The organism is Nesterenkonia aerolata (assembly GCF_031470965.1).
Classification (GTDB): Bacteria; Actinomycetota; Actinomycetes; order Actinomycetales; family Micrococcaceae; genus Nesterenkonia; species Nesterenkonia aerolata.
This window is the reverse complement of record NZ_JAVKGR010000009.1, coordinates 72,836-88,728: the sequence shown is the minus strand read 5'-3', so window position 1 is coordinate 88,728 and position 15,893 is coordinate 72,836. Positions and strand designations below refer to the sequence as shown.

The following is a 15,893-nucleotide window of genomic DNA, read 5'->3' as shown; positions in this document are numbered from 1 at the left end:
GCCAGCCCTACTACCGGTGGCTGGCCAACCCCATCACTGAGGCCGAATGGCAGGAAGCCCACCGGCTCAACGCGCTGATCGACGCCCATGCCGAAGATCCTGAGTTCGGGTATCGATACCTCGCCGATGAGGCCGAGGAAGCCGGCTACCGGATGGCCACCCGGACTGCCTGGCGGCTGTGCAACGCTCAGGGGGTGGCTTCGGTGATCAGCCGCAAGCGCAGGGGCAAAGGAACCCGCCCGGGCCCGCCAGTCCATGACGACCGGGTTCAGCGGAACTTCCATGCGGATGCCCCGAACCAGGTCTGGCTGACCGATATCACCGAGCACCACACCGCTGAGGGCAAGCTGTATCTGTGCGCGATCAAGGACGTCTGCTCACGCAGGATCGTCGGCTATGCGATCGACTCGCGGATGAAGTCTTCGTTGGCGGTGCGGGCGATCAACAACGCGGTCGCCTGCCGTGGGGCTGCCAATGTGGCTGGATGCATTCTTCACTCGGACCGTGGGTCGCAATTTCGAGCGAAGAAGGTCACTCGAGTGCTGGAGCAGCACGGGCTGATCGGCTCCATGGGCCGGGTTGGTGCTGCCGGGGACAACGCGGCGATGGAGTCGTTCTACTCGCTGCTGCAGAACAACGTGCTCGACCGTGAGGTCTGGGCAACCCGCCAGCAGCTGCGGATGAAGATCGTCACCTGGATCGAGAAGACCTATCACCGAAGGAGGAAGCAACAGGAGCTGGGGCGGATGACCCCGGTACAGTTTGAAGCGCACCTATTGGAGCAGGCCGTCATCCTGGCGGCCTAGGAATGAACTGTCACCTGTTCCTGCATCAGCCCCGCCGAGGACAAGACCCGCGAGGCGGCCTCAGGACTGGCTAGACTGTCTCTGGCTGAGGAGTCTACTGGGCACACACTGGGCACAAAAGACTCGAAAGAGATCAGCTCCACCCAACGAAACAAACATGCTCAGAACGCATAATTACCTGTCAGAAAGCAGAATCATGACTCACAAACCATGCCAACACAGCATAATCCTGATCCAGCAGTTCCCCTACTACTTCTGACCACCTTCTCACTGACTTCTGACCGCCTTCTGACCGACCCGAGACCCACCACCCCTCCCGCCCCTCCCCTCGTTCTCCCCGTTGACTCTGGAGTTGGTGCCCTTATGAGGCCGAAATCGCTTCCAAAAGGGCACCAACTCCAGAGTCAACGACGGGGGCGGAGGAGGCGGGGTGGAGAGTGTGTGAGGAGGACACCGTGGAGCAGCTCATAGGCGCCCTGGACTCCGCGAGGCAGGGAAAGACATCGCCGATCGAGTTCACACCGGCCGAGGCTGGGCAGGCTCCGCGCTGGGTGCTGCGTGAGGACCTTCCGGCTTCCGCCACCGCCCTTGAAGAGCAGCACGGCGAGCGCATCGCCGCCGTCGTGCGCACCTCCGGCTCCACCGGCACCCCGAAACAGACCCTGCTCTCCGCTGAAGCACTGGCCGCCTCGGCGCAGGCCACCGCAGAACGCCTCAACGGCCACGGTCAATGGCTGCTGACGCTGCAACCCAGCTACGTCGCCGGGCTGGCAGTGCTCACCCGCAGCCTGATCGCAAGCACCACACCGGTCCCGCTGCTGGAGGGCACCACTGACCCCCGTCGTTTCGCCGCCGCGGCCGAGGCGATGACCGCAGCTCGGCGTTATGTCTCCTTAGTCCCCACCCAGCTCAGCCGGCTTCTGGAGACTGCCGATGCCCACACCCTGGCCGCCCTGCGGCGGTTCGATGCCATCCTCCTCGGCGGCGGGGCCTCCTCCCCCGAGCTCCTGGATCGTGCCGCGAACCTGGGGCTGCATGTCATCCGCACCTATGGGATGTCGGAGACCTGCGGAGGATGCGTCTACGACGGCCGCCCACTGCCCGGTGTCTCGATCACCACCGGGATCACCCACGACCATGACGGCAACGCCCACGGTGATCACGCGTCCACTCCCATCAGCCTGTCCGGGCCGATGATCGCCCTGGGGTACGCGGAGCAGGATCTCACCGCCGCGCGGTTCGATCACGATGAGCGCGGTGAGCGGCGTTTCCGCACCGATGACCTCGGCATCCTGATCCAGGAGGCGGCAGACAGCCCGGTGCTGCGCGTGACGGGGCGCGCCGATGACGTCATCGTCACCGGTGGGGTGAAGGTCTCGGCAGAGGCTGTGCGGCTGGGGCTGCTGGCTGATGAAGCGGTCCGTGAGGCATTCGTCGGCCCAGCGCCGGATGCCACATGGGGTCAGCGGGTCTGCGCCGCCGTCGTGATGCGTTCCGGTGATGATCTGCCGGAACAGACCACAGCTCGGCTGCGTGCTGAACTAGGAACTGCCGCCGTCCCCCGTCAGGTCCACGTGCTGGCCGCCCTACCCATGCTGAGCACAGGAAAGCCCGACCGCCGTCGTCTCCTGCAGCTCTTCGCCGAGGCTCCGCCTCCGTCAACGGGAACCTGAAGCGGCATGTCCTCCTCGACACGCCGCCACGTACCGCCGAAATCCCACAGTCAACGCAGGATAGAAGCCAGTGTTCGGGCGAGGGGTCCGGACAAGAGACCCGGACACAGGAGAGGATCACAGTGGCCAGCACTCAGGAATGGATCGCCGGCTCGCGGCCCCGCACCCTTCCCATGGCCGTGGCACCGGTGGTCATCGGGTCCTCGGCGGCGACAGCCCTGGGCACGTTCCACCCGGGCATCGCCCTGCTGGCCGCGCTGGTCGCACTGATGCTGCAGATCGGGGTGAACTACGCCAATGACTACTCCGACGGCGTCCGCGGCACCGACGACGACCGCGTCGGCCCGCTGCGCCTGACCGGTTCCGGCGCCGCAGCCGCCGAGCAGGTCAAGCATGCGGCGTTCCTGTGCTTCGCGATCGCCGGCCTCGCCGGGGTGCTCATCGTCGTGCTCTCGGGGCACTGGTGGATGCTCGCCGTGGGAGCTGTCTCCGTGCTGGCCGCCTGGTGGTACACCGGCGGGTCCAAGCCCTATGGCTACATGGGCCTCGGCGAGGTCATGGTGTTCCTCTTCTTCGGGCTGGTGGCCACCCTCGGCACCACGTACGCGATGGCCGATCAGCTCTCCCAGGGAGCTTGGCTCGGAGCGATCAGCCACGGGCTCATCGCCTCGGCGCTGCTGATGGCCAATAACGTCCGCGACATCCCCACCGACCGCACCGCCGGCAAGCTGACACTGGCGGTGCGCCTCGGAGAGCACCAGGCCCGATGGAGCTACGTCGCGATGATCGCCGCCGCCGTCGCGCTGCCGCTGCTGATGCTGCACATCAGCCTGTGGTTCCTGCTGCCGCTGGCCTCAGTGCTGTTCTGCCTCGGACCCAGCCGCATCATGCTCTCATCGCACCACTCCGGCCCCGCGCTGATCCGGGTGCTGCAGCTGACCGGGATCCTCTCGCTGATCTTCGCCGGCACCTATTCGCTGGCGCTGCTGCTCGCTTAACCCCACCCCCATCGGTTGACTCTGTTTTTCGTGCCCTTCTGAGCGCGAAAACGGCCTGAAAAGGGCACGAAAAACAGAGTCAACGGGGAGGGGCGGCGAGGCGAGGACGGGGAAGGCGGCGGGCGGGACGGGGAGGTATTCAGCGGGTGACGGTGCGGGTGAACCCCGTCGTGGTGTTCGTCGCCGGCACCACCACGCGGTAGGTCCGCGCGTTCCGCTGGTTGAGGACCACATTCGTGCGCCCGGAGGCCAGGTTCACGGTGCTCACCGTCCGCCATCCCGAGTTCGTCCTGACCTGCACAGTCGCCTGCGGACTGTAGTTGCGGTACCGACCATGGTTCAGCGAGTACCGCTGGGCGGAGATGTTCAGGGTGACTCGCTGACCGTTGCGGCTCGAACTCACCGCGCCCTTCGCGTGTGCCCGGACGTAGAAGCTCCCGGAGGTCTTATCGGTGCGCACGACGTCGCGATCGCGCCAGTTCCTCGCGGAGGCGTAGATATCTGAGGGACCCATCCGGTAGCGACCGAGCCCGTCCAGCGAGGGGCAGATCATCACACGATTCGTCCGGGTATTGCCGTTGGAGTAGAAATAGGCCGAGGCCTTCCATGAGCCGGCGCGGCGGATATCGGTGTCGACGTCCCACGAACCGATGCCGCGCTTGGTGTGGGCCATCGTCACCGTGGTGCGCTGGCAATTGCCGTCCTTGACCACGATGTTCGTCGCGCTGAGCCGTGTGACGTCGAAGGAGGTGCTCGCCGCAGCGGCCCCGGGAGCGCCGGTGATGACGAGCCCGAGGGAGGCCGCGACGATGACGCAGGTACGCAGGAGTTTCTTCACAGGAGTCCTCGAAAGATCAGGGCGGCACAACGCTGCGGACCCTCTGCGGGGCCGCTGTACCGGAAGCGGGTGATGTGCCCTGAGTCAGGCGAGGGAGGTGAGTACCGTGCGGGCAGATGCTGGTCGGAGAGCGACGTCAGTGACTGAGACCACTCTACGACACTTCGACGACGTCCGCCGGTCATGAGACCAGACAGCGGCGCCGGGAGCCGGAGTCACCGGCGCCCAGGATGAACGCGGGTCAGCGGGGGCCTGAGATCAGCGGGGACCGGAGATCAGCGGGGGCTGGGGCCGTCGTCGCTGTCAGGGTCGTCCGGGCGAGAATCCCCGTCCAGTGTGCCCCGGTCCAGCGTGTCCCCTTCACCCGTATCCACGCCTGTTGTACTTCCATCCGCCGTGTTTCCGTCCAGCCCGTCGAGGCGGGGGTCGTTCGGGTCCAGCTCCTCAGGTGCCTCTGCGCTCTCTCCCGAGTCACTCACCTCTCCTGCGTGCTCAGCCTCAGGCTGGTCCCCGCCCTCATCGCGGGGCTGCCCGGAGCCGCGCTGATCCGCGGAGGCCGCCGCGCCGCCATGACCCTGCGAGTCCTGCCGCCGCTGCTCCTGCTGCCGCTGGCGCTGACGGCGCTGGATCTCCAGACCACGCAGGAAGTTGGGGTCATCATCGGGGGCGGCCGGGCGCCGTTGCTGTGCCTGGGCAGAGTCCTTCCGGGCACGGCCGAAGGCAAGCCACAGTCCCGCACCGATCAGCGGCACCAGCAGGATCACCGCGAGCCAGGTCCACTTGCCCAGCACACGCACACGCTGCCGCGGAGTCTGCAGACACTCGACGGCGCTGTAGATCATGAGACCCAGCGCCACGATGCCCAGCGGAATGATGATCCTCATGAACTCCAGGGTAGTAGAAATCCCGGGGTGGAGCTGTCCACTGTCACATCACCCCAGGTCAACGGCCTGCTGTCGCAGAATGATGTCGGCGGCGCCGAACGGCCTACAATCGAGGGATGGCCGTGCTGAAGTATTCCCTGATCCGCCTCGCGACGTTCTTCCTGCTCTTCGCCGCCTGTCTGCTCATGGGACTGGGAATGATCATGGGCCTGATCGTCGGGCTCATCGGCTCATGGGCGGTCGGGTACCTGTTCTTCAACCGCCTGCGGCTCGAGGCAGGCTCCCAGCTGGCCCGAAAGGTCGACTCGAACTCTCGACGCACATCAGCCTCCGAGGCCTCGGACAATGAGGCGGAGGACGCCTTGGCCGAGGAGTATCACCGGCCCGGCTCCGAGGACTCACCGCCGTCCCCTCCGCCTCTCAGCTCTCGCTGACGCGCCTCACTCCGGCAGACCGGCGTAGGAGTGCAGGCCCGGGAAGTAGACGTTGACCACGGCGTAGTTGAAGATGATGCAGCCGTAGCCGATGATCGAAAGCCACGCGGCCCGGTTGCCGGACCATCCCCGGGTGGCGCGGGCATGCAGGTACCCGGCGTAGACCACCCAGATCACGAAGGTCCACACCTCTTTGACGTCCCAGCCCCAGTACCGGCCCCAGGCCTCTTCGGCCCAGATGGCGCCGGTGATCAGCGGTCCGAGCATCCACAGCACGAAGGCCACCGCGTTCATCCGGTAGGCCCAGTTCTCCAGTGACATCGCCGAGGGCACCAGGCGCATGAACGCCGCCCGGGAGAGCAGCGTGCTCCGCCCGGCGTCGAGGGCGTCCTCACGGCGGCTCTGGATCAGCTGCAGCACGTTCATCGCGAACGTCAGGGTGAACAGGCTGATGGCCAGCACAGCCAGGGTGACGTGGATGGCGATCCAATAGGACTGCAGGGCCGGCTGGACATGCGCCACCGGCGTGGGGAACCCGATCTGCGCGGCGGTCATCATCACCACCACCAGGCCGATGGCGAAGGTCCCCAGGAACCGCACGTCCTTGCGCAGCAGCACCAGCAGGAAGACGGTCGCCACGATCGCGGCGCCGGTGGTGAGGAATTCGTACATATTGGCCACCGGCACCCGGTGGGAGGCGATCCCCCGGGCGACGACGGCGAACCAGTGGCCGAGCACCGCCAGTACGGTCAGTGCCACCGCGACGTTGGCGATCGGCCGTTTCAGCCCGATGTAGTCCATGTCCTCGTCGACGAGGTCCTCGGCCTGCACAGACCCTCCGGCCACGACGTCGGACGCCCCACCGGAGACATCCCCGGCGCCTCCCAGCTCATCGGACCCGACCTGTACCTCACCGCCGGCCACACCGGCGTGGGCGGGCACCCGCTGTGCCCGCAGCAAGGCGCGATGCCGACTATGCTCCTCGGTCAGCTCGGCCTCGAGACGGCGGATGGTGGCCGAGCTGCGCGCCATATCCACGGAAAAGGCGATGAACGCCACAGTGTAGAGGATCGCGGCGATCCACATGAACAGATCGCTGTACTCAGCGAGCTCCTGGTCGATCGGTGACATCCTGGGGTACCTCGTCAGTCCTCGCGGGTGGTCGGGTCGTCGTTCTGAGCGTCGGCGGTCGGCGCCTGGGCTGAGCCGGTCTCGGGCTCCTCGGGCGCGCGCACCGGCCAGATCTTCTCCAGCTGGCGGCGCAGGGCGATGTTCTCGTCCCGCAGGCGGAAGTCCTCACCGCGGGAGAGCAGTCCATAGGACACCAGTGTGCGCCCCTGCTCGGTAGTTGTCACGGTGACCCATGCACGGCGCCGCCGGATGAACAGGGAGAAGATCAGCCCGGTCAGCGCCAGCAGCGCGAAACCGAGCACATAGAGCTGGGCCGGGTTGTAGTGGATGTCCATGGCGATGTAGTCCACCGTGTCCTCATAGGTGATGGAACCCATGTCCTCGGGCAGGTCATAGGTCTCCCCCGGTGAGAGCTCGATGCCGCCGACCTCCAGCTCACGGGAGTTCAGCGTGGTGAGCGAATCGGTGTCCAGCACGTAGACGTTCTGCGGGACCCCCTCATCCAGGCCGAGATCGCCGTAGTAGGAGTTCAGCTGCAGCTCCGGGTTCCCCAGCTCCGGGTCCACTGACATCGCCGCGCCGGTGTCGCCGTCGTGGGCGGTGGGCAGCAGCAGCCCGACGAAGCCGAGCTGCTCGGGCTGGGCATCGGGGACCTTCAGCACCATCATCGAGGTGTAGACCTGATCATCGGGCCGGGTCACCACCGGCCCGGAGAAGGCGACCTCGCCGTCGCCGTCGCGCACGGTGACTTCCGGGGCGTAGCCGTTGCCGACGAGGAACAGCCGGGTCCCGCCGATGGTCAGCGGCTCGTTGACCTTCAGCTGCTGCTGCTGCGGTTCGCCGTCGGCACCGTCACGGACGGTGACATCAGCGGTGAAGTCCAGGGCCTGGCCGAAGTGCGTGGCGGACTCACGGTCGAAGACCCGCTCGAACCCGTCGAGCTGGACGGAGAAGGGGTGCAGCTGTTCCTCATCGAAATAGGTGCCCGGGTAGAAGTTGTCATAGGCGACGAGCGCGTTGACGAAGCCCTCATCCTCCATCAGCACCTTCTGCCCGCGGTAGCTGAAGACTGAGCCTAAGGCCACGCAGATCAGCACACCGACCAGCGCGATGTGGAAGACCAGGTTCCCGGTCTCCTTCAGGTATCCCCGCTCGGCCCCGACCGAGGCTGGGACCTCCTGGCCGCGGGCATCGGTGCCGGCCGGGCGCACATCGACCCGATACCGACGCCGCCGCAGCACCCCCGCGGCGTCCTGCAACGCGCGTTCAGCATCGGGGCCGTCGGCTTCGAGCTCCAGCGCCCCGTATTCGGGCAGTCGTTCCAGACGGCGCGGCGTACGCGGCGGCGCGCTGCGCATCTGCTGCCAATGCTTGCGTGCCCGCGGAATGATGCAGCCGATCAGCGAGATGAACAGCAGCAGGTAGATCGCGGAGAACCAGACTGAGGAGTAGACGTCGAAGAGCTGGAAGAAGTCCAGGATCGGCCCGGCCGTGGGGTTGTCCTCGATCCAGGTCTCCACCGCGAAGGCATCCTGCACCCGCTGCGGGAAGATCGACCCGGGGACGGCTGCCACCGCCAGCAGCAGCAGCAGGAACAGCGCCGTGCGCATGGAGGTCAGCTGGGTCCAGGCCCAGCGCAGCATGCCGAGGAAGCCCAGCTGGGGCAGCGTCGCCTCCTTCTTCGCATCCGGCGCGGTACCCGGCGTGGCACCAGACGCTGTGGTGCTGGACGGCGCGGGGTCAGAGGCGTCGCCGGTGGCGCGCTTGAGCGCGTCCTCGCGCGCATTGTCGCGGTGTGCGGACGGTTCTTTCATCAGATCGGCATCCTCACCTCGTTGGCGAACCAGTCCTGCAGGGCATAGACCCAGGTATTCCACAGCCCGCTGAGCATCAGCACACCCACAACGATGAGCACTCCGCCGCCGAGGCGCATCACCGCCACCCGGTGACGCCGGAAGAAGCCCATCGCCTGCATCCCGCGCGTCAGCCCGAGACTGATCAGGATGAAGGGGATGCCTAAGCCCAGGCAGTAGATGAACATCAGCAGCGCCCCGCGCCCGGGATCACCTCCGGCGGGTGTGGAGATGGCCAGCACTGCAGCCAGCGTGGGGCCGATGCAGGGGGCCCAGCCGATGCCGAAGGTCGCCCCCAGCAGCGGGGCGCCCAGCAGCCCGTCTGGCGGGCGCACCTCGATCCGTCGCTCACGCTGGAAGAAGCCGAAAGCCCCCATGAAGATCAGGCCCATCAGCACTACGACGGCCCCGAGCCCCTGGGTCAGCCACTGACCTTCCACCCGCAGCCAGAGCGTGGCCTGGCTGAAGAGCACGCCGATGGCGACGAAGATCACGGAGAACCCCAGTACGAACAGCGCCGCCCCGATGACCATCCGCGAGCGCCGCCGCTGTGCGAGGTCCACACCGGAGAGTCCGGTGACGTAGCCGAGGTAGCCGGGCACCAGGGGCAGCACACAGGGCGAGAGGAAGGAGACGAGCCCGGCGAGCAGGGCGACGGGTGCCGAGAGCAGCAGCGAGCCGTCGAAGACGATCTCGGCGAAACGGTTGTTCGTCACCGCCGCAACGGTGAGCCCGGCCTCAAGGGTCATCCGTGCTGGCCCTCAGCCTGGCTCACTGCATGACTCGCGGCCGGACTCTCTGCCTGACCCCCTGCATGACCGCCGGCCTGGGACTCCGTGGCCTCGTCCTCCAGGGCGGTGTCGATGAGCGTGCGCAGCGTTCCGGGCTCAGCGACGCCGAGGATGCGCGCGGAGACGCGCCCCTGCTGGTCCAGCACCAGGGTGGTGGGCACCGCCGAGGGCGGGACGTAGTCCGTCATGGCGAGCATGACCTCGCCGTCGCGGTCCTCCATGGAGGGGTAGTCGATGCCGAAGCGCCGTTCGAAGGCCTCCGCCGTGGCCTGGGTGTCCCGGGTGTTGACCCCGTAGAACTGCACGCCCTCGTCCTGGTACTCCTGGTGGATCTCCGCGAGGTCAGGGGCTTCCACCCGGCAGGGAGCGCACGAGGCGTACCAGAAGTTGATGACGGTGACCTCACCCTCCCAGCTGGAGGGATCGACGGTGCTGCCGTCGAAGAGTGTGGAACTGAACTCCACCGGCTCGCCGCGGTCCTCCTCGGTGTACTCCTGGACCGAGCCGTCTCCGGCGACGTAGTTGGTGCCGTCGTTGGAGGCCCGTTCGGCGAGCTGATCGTTCTCCTCGGAGCCGCAGGCGCTCAGTGCGAGGGCACCGGCCAGCAGCCCGGCGACGCCGATCATGGTGCGCCGCCGTCCTCGGGCGGCGGACGGAGCCTGAGCAGAGGTCATAGTGAGGTGGATCCTGGGTCGGGGACGGCACCGGCATACGGCCGGAATCCATCCGTCGATTCTACAGTCCGTAGTAGTGAGCGGGGCCTGGATGAATCCCGAACCCGCCCCGGAGGGCCTGGGGCTCTCAGCTTCTCAGGCGCCGGGCAGGGCGACGGCGTCCCGGAGAAGCTCCTGGTTGGGCTCCTCGTAGCTGAGCGCTTCGACGCCGTCGGGGCCGATGTGCAGAGAGGTGATGGAGGTCAGGGAGCATTCGCGACGGCGCGGATCATGGGCCAGCGGGCGCTCCTCGGCCCAGAGCCGGGTCACCCAGATCGGCAGCTGGTGGGAGACGACGACGACTTCGGCGCCGTCTCCGTGCTCTGCGACGGCGTTGTCGGAGAGGTCCTTGGCGGCGGCGAGCATCCGGCTGGCCTGCGCCGCATAGGGTTCTCCCCAGGAGGGGCGCAGCGGGTTGCGCAGCCACGGCCAGATCCGCGGATCACGCAGATGGGAGCGGATATCGGACATGCCTTCGAAGCGGTTCTCCGCTTCGATCACCCGGGGTTCGATGCTCACCGGCAGCTCCAGACGCTCGGCCAGCGGGGCGATGGTCTCCTGGGCGCGCTGCAAGGGCGAGGAGACGAGGTGGTGCACCGGACGTCCGGCCTCGGCGCGCAGCGCGAAGTGCTCGGCGATACCCTGGGCCATGCGGTGCCCCAGCTCAGAGAGCCCGAAGCCCGGCAGACGTCCGTAGAGGACACGGTTGGGGTTGTGGACCTCGCCGTGGCGGACGAAGTGGACGGTGGAGGTTCCGGCGCCGGATGCAGTGGACATGGCCTCAGTCTCTCAGACGGTGACGCCGTGCTGTGGAGATGGTGACACAGCGCCTGCGCGGGGGGATACTGTGACGGGGGAACCGATAGACGGCCCAAGACCTCAGGCCCGCCAGCCCGGACGTGCGCGATGAGCTGCGCGACCTGGACTGTGGGATGCAGACTGTGCGATGTGGACTCTGTGATGTGAACTGTGCGATGTGAAAAGGAATGTGGGAGATGACGACACCGGACGAGGGCCGCGGACCGAGCGAGCAGCCGAACTCCCCGGGGCAGAATCCAGCTGAGCAGGAGCGATACTCCTACGGGCAGCCCTCTGGCCAGCCGTATCACCCACCGGTCAACCAGCCGAGCAGCCAACCGAGCAGCCAACCCTACGCGCACCCGCAGTACAGTCAGCCGCAGTACAGTCAGCCGTCGTACGGTCCCCCCTCCGGTCAGCCCGGCGGCCCGGGGCCTTATGCTCCCGGCGCCGGTGATCCGGGCCGCAGCTCAGGGGCGGGCCGGCGCCGTCCGGTGACCCTGCTCATCAGCCGCATCATCCAGCTGGTGGTCGCCGGCCTGGTGCTGGTCTTCGGGATCATCTCCGGGATTGTGGTCGCCAATGCGGACATCACCCAGCTGGTCTCGGCTGAGGAACTCGCCGAGCTCGACAACATCGCTCCGAGCGACTACGACACCGTGATGACCATCGTCTCAGTGCTGATGATCGTCGGCGCGATCGTGGTCGCTCTCCTCTACGTCCTGCTGGGACTGATGGGCACCAAGGGCGGCTCCGTATGGCGCATCCTCGACACCGTGTTCCTGGGCCTGGTCTCCGTGCTGGTCCTCTTCTTCGGCGTCATCAACGTCCTGCTGGTCTCCCTGCCCAGCCTGGCCGCGCTGGTGCTGCTGTGGCTGCCGGCCAGCAGTCAGTTCATCCAGCAGAAGAAGGCGGCGTCGACGGCACCGGCAGGGCCGGGCTTCGGCGGGCCGAACGGCCCGGGCATGCCGGGCGGACCGGGGCCCTCAGCTCAGCCCGGCCAGCCGGCTCAGCAGCGGCCGGGACAGTCGCAGCCGGGCCAGTATGGCCAGCCGGGGCAACCGCCGCAGTACGGTCAGCGCTACGGCCAGCAGCCAAATCAGCAGCCCGGCCAGTACGGCCAGCCGCCGCAGAGCTGAGGCGTCGCGAGCTCGAGCACTGGGGACAGACACCGGCAGCTGGCACCGGGACAGCCACCACAGGGTCAAGCACAGATCCGATGCTCGGCTCACATCCCGGGGAAGAGCCCGGTCATATCGTCTTCCAGCTCGGTGTAGCACTGCCGCTCGGAACGCTCCGTCAGCGCCGAGTCCACGCAGTCGTCGAAGGCCGCCGTCGCCTGCCAGAAGACTGTCTGAACGGTCGCTGTCATGGTGAACATCCCGCAGCAGAGCACTGCGGCGATCGCACTGATGTGCATCAGGGCGGGCAGCCGGCGGCGGAAGCACTGCACGAGGAACACGACCCCGGCCACCAGGCCCGCCAACCCGGCGATGAGCGCCAGCAGCCTCCAAGGCAGCGGCAGCTGCAGGCCCGTATAGCTGACGATGATCGCCAAGAGCAGCCACCCGATGCTGCGTGAACCGCTCCGGAACTCCTCCGGCTCGAGATCCTGCGTACGCCGTGATCGTCGGCCGGACCTGCGGGCGGTGCCGGGGCGCTCAGACCGCTGTGCGGCATCATGCCGGGCCGACGTCGGCCCGCTGGGTGGAGTCACGCTCATAGGCCACCAGCCTACGCGGGCCGGTAAGCCGTCCGAAGCCGTCCCAGCAGGCCACATGAGAAGCCGCCCCAGCAGGCCACCCCAGTAAGCTGGTGGTCATGCGTCTGGTGCTCCTGGTCTCCGGTTCGGGGACGAACCTCCAAGCCGTCATCGACGCCGCCCGGTGCGGCAGTCCGTTCAGCATCGCCGCCATCGGCTCTGACGTCCCCGGATGCGGCGGACTGGCACGCGCCGAGCAGGCCGGCATCCCCACCTTCGCTGTGCCCTTGGCACGCGGAGCCGACCGTGCAGCCTGGAACCGTGACCTCTGCGCCGCGGTGCGCGACGCCGCCCCCGATCTGGTGGTCTCCAGCGGGTTCATGAAGATTCTGGGCTCTGAGTTTCTGGACTCCGTCGGCGTCCCGGTCATCAACACCCACCCCGCCCTGCTGCCCAGCTTCCCCGGCGCCCACGCGGTCCGTGATGCGCTGGTCCACGGCGTGCGGGTCACTGGGGCCACGCTGCACCTCGTCGATGCCGGCGTCGACACCGGCCCGATCATCGAGCAGGTGCCCGTGCGGGTCCACGACGGCGATGACGAGACCACCCTGCACGAACGGATCAAGGTCCAGGAGCGGCAGCTGCTTGTCGACGGGCTGACCGGGCTGGCCGAGGGGCGGCTTCAGCTTCCCGCCGCCTCGAGCACAGGGCACCGCTGATCAGGTCTCGATGACGATCTACATCGACCCGCCGGCCTGGCCCGCGCACGGCACCCTGTTCTCCCATGTCATCTCGGACGCCTCCCTCGAAGAGCTGCACCGGTTCGCCGCCGGATGCGGGCTCAGCGAGCGCGCCTTCGACCGTGACCATTACGACGTCCCGGCCCACCGGTATGACAGCCTCGTCACCGGCGGGGCCGTGCCGGTGAGCGGACGTGACCTGGCCCGGATCCTCACCGGATGCGGGCTGCGGGTACGCGGGATCGAACGCACCGAACGTGTCCGCCGGAACCTCTCCCGCGCCTGGCACCGCCTCATGCCTGAAGCCCCCGGGCTGGGGGACGGCCTGCTGGAACGGTGGTCCGAGCCGCATCGCAGCTATCACTCCCCCACCCATCTGGCGGCTGTGCTGCGTACGATCGGAGTGCTCGAACGGGCCGGGGAGCTGCCGGTCCCGCTGCGGCGGCGCACCCTGCTGGCGGCCTGGTACCACGATGCCGTCTATGACGGGGCCGCCGGGGAGGACGAGGAGGCCTCAGCGCGTCTGGCTGAGGAGCAGCTCGACGGACTCATCGCCGAGGAGGAGGTGCGCGACGTCGGGCGCCTGGTGCGGCTGACGGCCCACCATGCCCCGGAGGAGGCGGACATCACCGGCACCGTGCTCACCGATGCGGATCTGGAGGTCCTCGGACGCCAGGACTTCGCCTACCGGCGCTATGCCGAGCAGGTGCGGAGCGACTACGCCCACGTGCCCTCGGCGCAGTTCGCCGCAGGGCGCGCCGCAGTGCTGCGCAGGCTGCTGGAGCATCCGCAGCTGTATCACACAGCCACAGGCCGCGAGCTGTGGGAGGCGCAGGCCCGTCAGAACCTCACCGCGGAGATTCGCCGGCTCACCGGTCAGGAGTAGACCCGAACACCTCGTCGATCGAGGCCGGGGCCGCCGTGCGCGCTGATTTCGCCCGCGGGCGGGGCACCGACGCTTCCGTCGGCTCTGGCAGCGGCCGTTCTGCGCTGAGCGTCTCGGAATCTTCTTCCGGCCCGGGAATCTCCTCTGGCCCGGCAGTCACATCTGGCCCGGCAGTCTCCTCCGGTTTCGGCACAGGCTCGGGCTGTGCTGGCGCGCTGACCTTCCGGGCCCTGCGCTCACGGCGGACCTCATGCGCCGCCGGAGTCACCAGGTACCCGAACATGGTGCCCACAGCCACCCAGGCGCCGAACAAGGCCGCCGCCAACAGCGCATGCGGCCCCAGGTCCGTCATCCGGCCCACGCCGAGGGAGACATGCGACAACGCCAACGGCACCAGCATCACCGCAGCAGCCGCGACACCGGTGAACAGGCCCAGCAGCAGCGTCGAGAGGGCCAAGGAAACCGGACGCCAGGAGATCCGCAGCGAGAACCAGTCATCCAGATGGTTCTCGCCCTCACGCACCAGCCACCAGCCGGCCACTGCTCCGGCGAGGATCGGCAGCGCCACCACCAGCATCATCCACGGCCCGGGTGCACCCGGCAGCGCCCCGAGAATCGGTGCCGCCGGCATCGGGCCGACGTCGACGGCGACCGGAGAGATCACCGTCCCGGCGCCCATCGCGAAGCCCGCACCGGTGGAGTAGGCCAGCGTCCAGAGGATCAGGTTCGGCAGCAGGGCCAGATGCAGCAGCGTCAGGCCGATCACACCCCACAGGCCGGGGTCGAGCTGCTGGAACATATTGGCGATGTCCATCCAGTGCACACTGATCTGCACCCCCAGCAGCACCGCGGAGAGCCCCACCCCGGCGACGGCGGCGACCACCCCGGCACGGCAGACCGCCCAGGTGTAGGCGCCGGCCCAGCGCATCGACTGCGACCACCGCTGCACCCGCCCCTCGATATCGACCCCGATGAGCCGCTGCCAGGACCTCGCCTCCGAATAGGCGCCACCGAGGGCGCCGATGACGGCGAGCAGCAGGGCACACAGCAGCGTCAGCACCCCGTGCACCTCGAAGGCCTCGCTGCGCGCCACCAGGCCGATCGCCCCGGCCAACGCCGCATAGCTCAGCACCAGGGTGATAAGGCCCTGCCAGAGCTGCCCGGAATAGGCACCGCGGGCCAACCGAGCACCAGAGCGCCACATCATCAGCACCGGGATCAGTGCCAACCCCATCGGCAGCATCTGGAACCAGCCGCCGTCGGGAAGTGTGACCCCCTGCCCCAGCGCACCCGGGTCCAGGATGACGTGGAGGATCACCGGCGCACCGTGCATCACCGACCACACCTGTGCGGAGAGAGTCGCCACGAAACCGGCGTCCACGGCGCCGAACCCGTCGGCCAAGGCCATCGCCATCACCGGCAGCAGCACCGCCAGCACAGTGATCAGGGCAACCTGCACCGCCTCGATGATCCCCAGCAGCCACAGCGGCGGCGCAGGGAGGCGGGTGAGGCGGCGGACCCTCTCCAGACGGGAGGAGCCCCCGCCGCGGGGATCAGGCCGTGCGGGCGTGCCGGCGTCGTCGTCGGTGGTGGTCATCGTTTCTATGGTGCCAGCCCGAGCTGGGAATCCGGCTCCGCACGACCGA

The 15,893-nt window shown here is 67.9% G+C and carries 17 protein-coding genes; 7 read left to right on the top strand and 10 right to left on the bottom strand.

Features of this window, described 5'->3' with window-relative positions:
* The 3 genes from RIL96_RS08920 to RIL96_RS08910 all read left to right on the top strand — a co-directional run.
* Positions 1-806, top strand: an 806-nt coding sequence (locus tag RIL96_RS08920) for an IS3 family transposase (RefSeq protein WP_310548670.1), incomplete at its 5' end; no start/stop codon positions are given.
* 455 nt (positions 807-1,261) lie between these two features.
* The gene (locus RIL96_RS08915; protein WP_310548669.1) at positions 1,262-2,479 is read left to right on the top strand and encodes an AMP-binding protein; all 1,218 of its coding nucleotides are present in this window, start codon (positions 1,262-1,264) and stop codon (positions 2,477-2,479) included.
* A 122-nt stretch (positions 2,480-2,601) separates the two neighbouring features.
* A complete protein-coding gene (locus RIL96_RS08910) occupies positions 2,602-3,477 on the top strand; it encodes a 1,4-dihydroxy-2-naphthoate polyprenyltransferase (RefSeq protein WP_310548668.1) in 876 nt (291 codons plus the stop codon).
* Positions 3,478-3,616: 139 nt separating this feature from the next.
* Here RIL96_RS08910 and RIL96_RS08905 read toward each other — a convergent pair whose 3' ends face one another.
* Positions 3,617-4,315: a hypothetical protein gene (locus tag RIL96_RS08905; RefSeq protein WP_310548667.1), complete on the bottom strand. Its 699-nt coding sequence runs from the start codon at positions 4,313-4,315 to the stop codon at positions 3,617-3,619.
* Positions 4,316-4,590: 275 nt separating this feature from the next.
* Positions 4,591-5,199, bottom strand: coding sequence for a PLD nuclease N-terminal domain-containing protein (locus RIL96_RS08900; RefSeq protein ID WP_310548666.1), 609 nt, complete (start codon positions 5,197-5,199; stop codon positions 4,591-4,593).
* 116 nt (positions 5,200-5,315) lie between these two features.
* Here RIL96_RS08900 and RIL96_RS08895 point away from each other — a divergent pair, with 116 nt between their 5' ends.
* On the top strand, positions 5,316-5,633 hold the full coding sequence (locus RIL96_RS08895; protein WP_310548665.1) for a DUF4229 domain-containing protein: 318 nt from the start codon (positions 5,316-5,318) through the stop codon (positions 5,631-5,633).
* A 6-nt stretch (positions 5,634-5,639) separates the two neighbouring features.
* Here the strand turns inward: RIL96_RS08895 and ccsB are convergent, their stop codons facing one another.
* From ccsB to RIL96_RS08870, 5 genes are all read right to left on the bottom strand, one after another.
* On the bottom strand, positions 5,640-6,764 hold the full coding sequence (gene ccsB / locus RIL96_RS08890) for a c-type cytochrome biogenesis protein CcsB (RefSeq protein WP_310548664.1): 1,125 nt from the start codon (positions 6,762-6,764) through the stop codon (positions 5,640-5,642).
* 14 nt (positions 6,765-6,778) lie between these two features.
* On the bottom strand, positions 6,779-8,578 hold the full coding sequence (resB, locus tag RIL96_RS08885; RefSeq protein WP_310548663.1) for a cytochrome c biogenesis protein ResB: 1,800 nt from the start codon (positions 8,576-8,578) through the stop codon (positions 6,779-6,781).
* Entirely contained in the window at positions 8,578-9,366 is a 789-nt protein-coding gene (locus RIL96_RS08880; RefSeq protein WP_310548662.1) for a cytochrome c biogenesis CcdA family protein, read from the bottom strand. The genes resB and RIL96_RS08880 overlap by 1 nt, the downstream gene beginning before the upstream one ends.
* Positions 9,363-10,082 (bottom strand): TlpA family protein disulfide reductase, encoded by a 720-nt coding sequence (locus RIL96_RS08875; RefSeq protein ID WP_310548661.1) that lies wholly within the window; start codon positions 10,080-10,082, stop codon positions 9,363-9,365. Before RIL96_RS08875 ends, RIL96_RS08880 begins: the two co-directional genes overlap by 4 nt.
* Positions 10,083-10,217: 135 nt before the next feature.
* A complete protein-coding gene (locus RIL96_RS08870) occupies positions 10,218-10,898 on the bottom strand; it encodes a histidine phosphatase family protein (protein ID WP_310548660.1) in 681 nt (226 codons plus the stop codon).
* Between the two features lie 218 nt (positions 10,899-11,116).
* Here RIL96_RS08870 and RIL96_RS08865 point away from each other — a divergent pair, with 218 nt between their 5' ends.
* Complete coding sequence (locus tag RIL96_RS08865; RefSeq protein WP_310548659.1) at positions 11,117-12,058, top strand: MFS transporter; 942 nt, start codon at positions 11,117-11,119, stop codon at positions 12,056-12,058.
* 89 nt (positions 12,059-12,147) lie between these two features.
* On the opposite strand, the gene RIL96_RS08860 is transcribed toward RIL96_RS08865, so the two are convergent.
* On the bottom strand, positions 12,148-12,642 hold the full coding sequence (locus tag RIL96_RS08860) for a hypothetical protein (RefSeq protein WP_310548658.1): 495 nt from the start codon (positions 12,640-12,642) through the stop codon (positions 12,148-12,150).
* Positions 12,599-12,742 (bottom strand): hypothetical protein, encoded by a 144-nt coding sequence (locus RIL96_RS08855; protein ID WP_310548657.1) that lies wholly within the window; start codon positions 12,740-12,742, stop codon positions 12,599-12,601. The genes RIL96_RS08860 and RIL96_RS08855 overlap by 44 nt, the downstream gene beginning before the upstream one ends.
* Between RIL96_RS08855 and purN the strand changes: the two genes are divergently transcribed.
* Together purN and RIL96_RS08845 are read left to right on the top strand one after the other, a co-directional pair.
* Positions 12,741-13,340: a phosphoribosylglycinamide formyltransferase gene (purN, locus tag RIL96_RS08850; RefSeq protein ID WP_310548656.1), complete on the top strand. Its 600-nt coding sequence runs from the start codon at positions 12,741-12,743 to the stop codon at positions 13,338-13,340. The two genes, RIL96_RS08855 and purN, sit on opposite strands and share 2 nt — an antisense overlap.
* A 10-nt stretch (positions 13,341-13,350) precedes the next feature.
* Positions 13,351-14,247: a DUF4031 domain-containing protein gene (locus RIL96_RS08845; RefSeq protein WP_310548655.1), complete on the top strand. Its 897-nt coding sequence runs from the start codon at positions 13,351-13,353 to the stop codon at positions 14,245-14,247.
* Here the strand turns inward: RIL96_RS08845 and RIL96_RS08840 are convergent.
* On the bottom strand, positions 14,231-15,844 hold the full coding sequence (locus RIL96_RS08840; protein ID WP_310548654.1) for a cell division protein PerM: 1,614 nt from the start codon (positions 15,842-15,844) through the stop codon (positions 14,231-14,233). The genes RIL96_RS08845 and RIL96_RS08840 overlap by 17 nt on opposite strands.
* Positions 15,845-15,893 lie beyond the last annotated feature (49 nt).